This window comes from Salegentibacter flavus, from assembly GCF_900115145.1.
GTDB lineage: Bacteria > Bacteroidota > Bacteroidia > Flavobacteriales > Flavobacteriaceae > Salegentibacter > Salegentibacter flavus.
Map to the genome: position 1 here is coordinate 105,629 of NZ_FOVL01000013.1, position 8,047 is coordinate 113,675.

Here is an 8,047-nt window from a genome sequence, read left to right on the forward strand (position 1 = left end):
CTTAGTTTTGTTCAAGAGTGGAGGTATCTCCTTCAGGTAATCCCAGCTCCCGGGCTTTTAATAATCGGCGAAGGATCTTTCCGCTGCGGGTCTTAGGTATACTTTCTGTAAATTCTATTTCCTTAGGAGCTACAGCCGGCCCTAGATGTTTTCGGGCAAAGCCAGTGATCTCCAATTTCATTTCTTCGTTTTCCTGGTTCCCGGGTTTAAGGACTATAAAAGCCTTTACCAGCTCACCGATTGAGGTTTCGGGTTTTCCTATCACAGCGGCTTCTGCGATGGCCGGATGCCTCATCAAAGTGCTTTCCACCTCAAAAGGACCTACCATATGTCCGCTGGTCTTTATGATATCGTCTGCTCTCCCTATGAACCAGAAATACCCATCGGCATCTTTTTTGGCCAGGTCTCCGGTAAGATACCAGTCCCCCGAAAAGCATTTATTGTAGCGCTCTTCTTCATTCAGGTAACCGCGGAACAGGGAAGGAAATCCTTTTTGCAACACCAGATGTCCCTCTTTTCCCGGTTCCTCGATGAGCTTCAATCCATTTTCAGTCACTTCGGCCAGGGCGGCTTCCACCCCGGGAAGAGGTTTGCCCATGGAGCCGGGTCTTACTTCCAGGGAGGGATAGTTGGCGATCATGATCCCGCCGGTTTCGGTTTGCCACCAGTTGTCCAGAATGGGAATACCGAAGCTGCGTTCCCCCCAGAGCACAGCTTCAGCACTAAGTGGCTCTCCTACGCTTAAAATGACGCGCAGAGCCCTCAGATTAAATTTTTTGCCGGGTTTTATTTCCATCCGTATCAGCCTTCTGATGGCCGTGGGAGCAGTATACCAGATATTTATTTTTTGTTCCTCCAGGATAGAATACCAGCGCATGGCATCAAATTCCTCCTGATCTATAATGGAAGTAACTCCGTTGACCAGGGGCGCAATTATTCCGTAGGAAGTACCGGTAACCCAGCCAGGATCAGCCGTACACCAGAAAAGGTCTCCGGGATGGAAATCCAGCACATATTTTCCCGTGATATAATGTGTGAGCACCGCCTTATGCACATGCAGGGCGCCTTTGGGCATGCCGGTCGTGCCACTGGTAAAGTGCAGCAAAGCAGGATCTTCAGAAGATGTGGGCGGGATCTTAAAGTCGGAAGAAGCCTCTTTCATAAGTAAGGACCAGGAAAGGACTTTTTCTGATCGATGTTCCTCAAGATCGCTAAGGATTATATATCGCAGGGAAGGGAGCCTTTCTTCCAGTTGTTTTACTGTTCTCTCATATAATGCTGAAGTAGTAACCAGAATCTTCGCGTCTCCTTTATGCAGTCTTTGAAAAACCGGTTCAGGCCCGAAAACCGAAAAGAGCGGACAAAATACTGCTGTAGTCTTCAGGGTTCCCAGGACAGTGATATACAAGGCGGGAATCCTGCCGGCCAGAGAAAAGACAGTTTCCCCTTTCTGAATTCCCAGATTAGTAAGAACATTGGCAAATCTTGAAGTTTCCTCTTTTAAGCGGGAATAGCTATAGTCCTGAAAACTCCTGTCCTTTTGAATAAACCGGAAGGCGATGGTATCTTTTAAATCTCCTCCGGAATGACGATCAACTGCCAGATGCGCAATGTTATTTTTAACTTTTCCTTTTACCGCCTCCAGTTCTCTTTCAACATTCTCCCAGGAAAAGGAAGTCCGTTCGCTGTTATAATCGGCGAGATTGTAGCTTGTTTTATTTATGGTGGAACCCATAGCCTTTAAAATTTTGAGACTATCAAATTAGCTACTAAGGACTTGAAAAACAATGATATTTGTCAGGGCACTGTGGCTGGTTTCCGGTTCCCAGTTCTGGGTTTGACCTTGCCGGAATATGGTTAACCGTTTTTAGGAGTTGATTATTTTACCAAAAATTAGATTCATCGCAAACTGTATAATACAAACAGTTTTGTCATAATCACATTTTGAAAAAAATGGGGTGGTTTCCTGGTTATTCGCGCAATTTTGAGATGAAAGCTCCAATTTATACTTTCTCTAAAATATGCAGGTATTCTACAGTTTTATTTGCTTTATGGATTCTGTTTTCTGTTTTATCTGCTTTAAATCTCTGGTAGTTAGTAGAAGATAAGTGGTAAGAGCCATATTTGGACATTATATTTTCTATGTCCTCTAAGGTCATTAGCCCCTCATTGTTATAGCTCAAAAATATATATTGGAATTGCGCTTTCCTTATTAAATCTTCAAATGCTTTGTACACCTGTGCTTTACTACAATATTGTGATTTATTATAATTTCTTAAACCGGTTTTGCCTTTGGGTGTGAAATCATCGTATAGTGCTATGGTATTTAATAAATGATAGTTTGCCCCATACTGGCGTGCATTATAAGGTGGGTCTAAATAAAGAATATCACCTTGAACATCATCGATTAATTGGTTGCTGTCCAGATTATAGACTTCATGATGATTTTCATTTATATCAAAATTAGCGGCTTGTAAGGTTAAAGGCTTTTGAGCAGATTTTTTGAGTTTTTTTAAATAGGCCCCATATACTGATGCTGTATTTGCAATTTTATCAGCACTTTCCAGGAGACTGGCTAAAAGGAAAAAATAGCGTGATTCATCGATTTTTCCGCTCTTTTTCCACTCTTCAATTGCAATACGAATGGCATCAATTTTCTGGCCATTTTCATTACTAAAGTATTGTCTATCACCATGGCCAGCTATGCAATAATTTTTGTATACAAAGCCTTTAACAGGAGAAAGCGTTTCGAGTTCCTGTATTAAAGACTCCTGATCCTCCAGGGCTATGTGATTTCCAATATAATTTTTATTTAGGATAAAGCTGTAATATTCCAAATCATTGCTAATAACCTTTTTAACTCTGGATTTAAAATTACGGCCGACTATTCCGGTTCCGGCAAAAAGATCGCAAAATACTTTATCAGAAAGATTGCCGCTAACAACAGTTTCAATATTCTTTTGGATAAACGAGTTTAATTTATTTTTGGAACCTATATAATTCATTATTCAACTTGAGAACTGCAAAAATAACAATAACAATTAGCCTTTTTCTATTAAATATTATTCTTTTTAGGGAATCCCTGCGTCATCCTGGGTTGCCAGTTTTAAAAATTTATAGGCCTTGCCGCCAGTTTTGAAGATATCTTTTTAATTTCTATTTATAATATTACCAAAAAATGCAGGTTATTTTTTATTTCCTATCCAAATTACATCGGAATAAATGTTGTTACCCTGAATATTTAAATTTATAAGATTTTCACTGTTATAGGTCTGGAGATAATTATCTATTGCAGATTTTAGCAGCTGAATTTCAGATTTTAATTTCCAATGTTGTCCGGAAGGGTCATTTAGAACAATAAACAATCTATTTTTATAGTGTTTCCTTCCCTGTTGACTTTGATTGCTATATAACCATTCGATTAATTCCTTTTTATGGTTAAAGGCATAATCGGGAGTTTGGTTATAACCTCTGGGAAAAACAGACGTCTTGTGATCAAAGGGAGTGCCTTCAATCGTAAAATCAACTAATTTATCATAGACATTTTTATTAGGTTTTACTTCGGGATGAGTAGAGAAAATATATTCGGCCCCCATGGCAGACCAGTAATTATACCATCGGTTGAGAGCATAATTTTTAACTGCAGGCTCCAGTTCATTGGATCTTTCGAGTAATCTTTTGAAACTATAAGTTTTATAAATAAAATTTGTCTGTTGATCCCATGAATCGGATTGCTTTCTTCCCCAATAATAGGGATAGGATAATCTTTTTTTTTAGTTCATTTTCCAATCTAAGTAGATCCATTCTCATAGAATTTAATTAAAGCTGCCTAAGCTGTTATGCTCGTTGGTTTAAAAATAAAACTTTCTACAAAATCAGGAATCGACTGATTTATATCAAAGCCAATCAGATTTCTTTGTAAACTCTCACATTCGTACAGAGTAGTTCCACTGCTTAAAAATGGATATAGAACAGTCCCACCTTTTTTTGTATATCTCCGAATTTGAGGCAGGGGTGCTACCGGAGAAAAATAAGCTGAAATTATTGGATTGATTATATCAAATTTAGCTTCTGTGGAAACTTCGGAAAAATTTGGACGTGATTCTTTTATTTTCGTAGTATAAGTAAAACAAAACAGCCACCTAAAATAGTGGCTGTTTTACATCTCTTCTGCGCCCGAAATGACACTACGAAGTCCTTTTTAAGAAGCCTTCTCTAAATTATTTAGCAAAGCTTATTCTACCCTTGAAAAATCCAGGTCCTGGAAATCATAACTGAAGTCGGTTAGCGGGGAAACGGGTTCCATAGTGAAGCCCTTAGCTTTTCCTTCTTTGTCCAGACTAAAAACCGCAAAGGCATCGGCATTCAGTGTGCGATCATCCCATTTCACCACAAAGCTGTTTCCTTTGTAATAGCTCATATCACCCTGTAGATCTGAAACATTCTCGGCTTTAAAACGAAGTTTTCCATCTTTCATGGAAATATCTACTTTTCCGAACCAGGGGTCCTGGTAGGTGCCGGCATAGTTCGACAAGGTTTCTTTGTCCATTTTGCTGTTTTTCTGAACATCCTCGACTCTCTTCCAGACATCAGCGACTAAGGAGTCCGCCTTTTTTTCAGCTTTCAACCTGCTGTCGTTATATTGTTTAATTCTGTCTTTTCCTTCCATTCCGAAGTAGGCATCCTTAATCGAGTTGGTGATAGACCGGAAAGCCGCGCCCGACTGCTGGTTGGTGAAGACGATGATTCCCAGGTCCAGTTCCGGGATCATGGTCACCTGACTAACGATTCCCAGGAGTCCTCCGGTATGGGTGACCTCGAGATAGCCATTGACATCACTTAGAAACCATCCCAGGCCGTAGGCTTTGAAATGCGTGTTATAGTCACCTTTTCCCGTTCCGGTGAGGGTCTGGGGTGTCCACATCTCCCGATGTGCTTTGGTGCTAAAGAGGCTGTCCTGTAGGTTTTCTCCATATTTCCCTTCATCAAGCTGTGCCTGCACCCATTTACTCCAGTCTTTTACCGAAGAATAGATCCCTGCGGCAGGATTACCCACTTTGGTGAAGCTAAGGCCTGTTATTTCCAATTCCCCATCTACGGGGGCGTGCCCATCGATGACGTTGGAGTAGTCGTCGACCCTGTGCCAGGACATCGCGGTGCGATCCATTCCTAATGGTTGAAGAATATTTTCTTTTACATAGGTTTCATATTCGGTTTCCGAGACTCTTTCTACAACTTCCCCAGCTACGATGTAAAGTAGATTATCATAATCGTATTGGGAACGGAAGGAGGAAACCGGTTTCAAATATCTGAGGTTGTAGATTAACTGGTCTATATCGGTCACATTCGAAGCCGGGAATACCATCAAATCTCCCGCCCCAAGTCCGAGTCCGCTACGGTGAGTAAGCAGGTCCCTTACGGTAAATTCACTAGTCACATAGGGATCGTATAATTTGAATTCGGGGATGATTTCTGTCACCTTAGTGTCCCATTCCAGTTTGTCCTCATCGATGAGTTGGGCAAGGGCAGCGGCGGTCATTGCTTTGGTATTGGAGGCCACCCCAAAGAGGGTGTTTTCGTCAACATCACCGCCTTCCTCAAGCGAGCGGGTGCCGTAGCCTTCCATATGCATAATCTCCCCGTCCTTAAGCACAGCAACGGCAATGCCTGGCACGTTAAAGGTGTCCATTGTTTTTTGAACCAGACTGTCTATTTGGTTTGAAGTAATTTCCTGGGCGGTTCCTGAAATTCCGAAGAGTAGTAAAGCTATAAGGAAAGTTGTAGAAAGTATTTTTGTTTTCATCAGGTGTTTTATTTTGTCATTAAAGATAGTAATTTTAGTCATCAGGGGGTAGTCGTTAGTCTGTTGAGTTCTCAGTCTTGGTCCTGAGTTTTCGGTTTGTAAAGTTTTGTACAGGGCTTAAACTAAACCCTGTTTAAATAATCAAAAATAATTTTCTGCGATTACTTCTTAATTCCGGGTTGATTAAATTCAAAGCCAGTTTCTTCTTTTTTCCTGTCTACCATCTCCCTGACGTCCCGAAGCAATTCTTTTGCATCATATATAATCCCATCTTTGATAGTGTATTTTACGCCACCAACACGTACAACCTCATTTTTGTCTGTAAGCTTGATAGCGCCCGTACCATAAAGTACTTTAAAATTGGCAAGGGGATTTTCTTCCACCAATACAAAATCTGCTAACTTACCCACTTCCACAGATCCCAGGTCATCTTCTACGCCCAGGACCTCGGCGCCGTTGAGGGTAGCGGCCATGACAACTTCTATAGGATGCAGCCCCGCTTCCCGCAATAATTCCAGTTCCCGGATGTAAGCAAAGCCATATAGCTGAAAAATAAATCCGGAATCTGATCCTGCCGTGACACGACCCCCGCGGTTTTTGTATTCATTGACAAAATCCATCCATTTGCGATAATTCTTTTTCCAGGCGACTTCTTCCTCTGTACCCCAAAAGTGCCAGTAGGAGCCATGGGAAATTTTGCTGGGCTGATAGAATTCCCAGAGAGAAGGAAGGGTGTAATCTTCGTGCCACTCGGCAGTCCGCGCTCGCATCAGGTCCCTGCTGGCCTCATAGATATTAAAAGTAGGCGATAATGTAAAATCCAGTTCCAGGAGTTCTGTCATCACGGAATTCCATTTTTTACTTCCCGGTTCCGCAGCTTGCTCCCAAAGCTTTCCTGCCTGGCTAAACCTGTCCTGTTCGTTGTTGTAGTTATAATCGGCAGGGTAATCCTGCACAGTTCGGTCTGTAAACATAGCTTCCGGCAGGCCGTACCAATGTTCCATGCTATTGAGTCCGGCCCGAGCCGAATGAAGCACGTTCCATTTGGCCACGGCCATTTGCGCGTGATGCGCAGTAGCCCTTAATCCGACTTTATTATTTTCATCCAGAGCGGCTTCCATGATCTTTGGCGGGGACCCAAAGAATTTTATACCATCTGCTCCCCGTTTTGCGTTTTCCCTTACCCATTCCCGGGCTTGTTGCGGGCTCGTGATTCCTTTCTCGCTTCCCTGTCCAAAAGCGGTATAGGCGTGTAGGCGGGGGGCAGTAATCTCATTTGCTTCGCTTTTATTCTTTTGATCCAGCACCCAATCGAGTCCGTTTCCGGCAGAAGGATCCCTCACCGTGGTTATTCCGTGGGCCATCCAAAGCTTAAAAACATATTCGGCATTTGCACCTTGTGCGCTGCCACCAATATGCCCATGTACATCAATAAAGCCTGGAAGCAGGTACATTCCTGTCGCATCGAGTTCTTTTCCGCCTGCTTTCAGTTCAGGTCTCTTAGCGGGATCGATTTCTACCCCGGGATATCCCACCACATGCACGCCGGTGATACGATTTTTGGTAACCACAATATCCACCGGTCCTGTTGGTGGGGCACCGTTTCCATTAATCAGTGTCACACCCCTTATAATAAGCTGTGGCCAGGGACCTTCCCCTTCAGACCGGGGCGGGGCTTTTTCAACCTGAGCGGTGCTTAGCTTAAATATTAAAAAGAAGAGGAGTAAGGGCAGAGTGGATCTTATCATGTTTAAGAATTGGTTTTGGGTTGAATAATTTCAAATATAGAATATTCTTTGCTATCGGATTTGGGTTCGGGGTTACGCTGTGTTTATGGTTTGGGGTTTGTGTTTTGTAGAGTGTAGAGTACTGAATACGATTGACCGTTTTTAGGAATTAGTTAATTTATACATTTAATCATTACTGTCCAGTTAAAATAGACTGAGTGACAGTTGGTTATAATCAAGTTCTTTGACATTACTATAATCTATATTCATAAAAAGCTCATTTATAGAGGTTTTATCTAATAATGAGATGCCCAAAACCTGTAATATTTCGTAGGTTGAATGCTGCAATTTCAGTTTATCTGCCACAATAGAGACCAGACAGTAAGCACTTATCGCACAATAAATCTGGATTTTTACGGCATTTTCAGATGTTCCCCAGAAGGATTTTATTTTCAAGTGTTGTTTGACCCATTTAAAGAAAAGTTCCACCTGCCATCTTTTTTTGTACAGTAAGGCA

Annotated in this window: 6 protein-coding genes and 1 pseudogene; all 7 read right to left on the reverse strand. The window is 42.0% G+C overall.

Annotated elements, in window-relative coordinates; genetic code table 11:
- Position 1 precedes the first annotated feature (1 nt).
- Positions 2 to 1,735, reverse strand: coding sequence for an acetate--CoA ligase (gene acsA, locus BM266_RS11185; protein WP_093409613.1), 1,734 nt, complete (start codon positions 1,733 to 1,735; stop codon positions 2 to 4).
- A 268-nt stretch (positions 1,736 to 2,003) separates the two neighbouring features.
- Entirely contained in the window at positions 2,004 to 3,005 is a 1,002-nt protein-coding gene (locus BM266_RS11190; protein ID WP_093409616.1) for a DNA adenine methylase, read from the reverse strand.
- A 180-nt stretch (positions 3,006 to 3,185) separates the two neighbouring features.
- Positions 3,186 to 3,596, reverse strand: a complete 411-nt coding sequence (locus tag BM266_RS11195) for a hypothetical protein (RefSeq protein WP_093409619.1) — start codon at positions 3,594 to 3,596, stop codon at positions 3,186 to 3,188.
- 233 nt (positions 3,597 to 3,829) lie between these two features.
- Positions 3,830 to 4,138, reverse strand: coding sequence for a DNA methyltransferase (locus BM266_RS17530; RefSeq protein WP_217648155.1), 309 nt, complete (start codon positions 4,136 to 4,138; stop codon positions 3,830 to 3,832).
- 96 nt (positions 4,139 to 4,234) lie between these two features.
- On the reverse strand, positions 4,235 to 5,803 hold the full coding sequence (locus tag BM266_RS11205; protein WP_093409621.1) for a serine hydrolase: 1,569 nt from the start codon (positions 5,801 to 5,803) through the stop codon (positions 4,235 to 4,237).
- 161 nt (positions 5,804 to 5,964) lie between these two features.
- Complete coding sequence (locus BM266_RS11210) at positions 5,965 to 7,551, reverse strand: amidohydrolase family protein (RefSeq protein ID WP_093409624.1); 1,587 nt, start codon at positions 7,549 to 7,551, stop codon at positions 5,965 to 5,967.
- Between the two features lie 371 nt (positions 7,552 to 7,922).
- A pseudogene (locus BM266_RS17645) lies at positions 7,923 to 8,047 on the reverse strand (transposase); the annotation flags it as partial.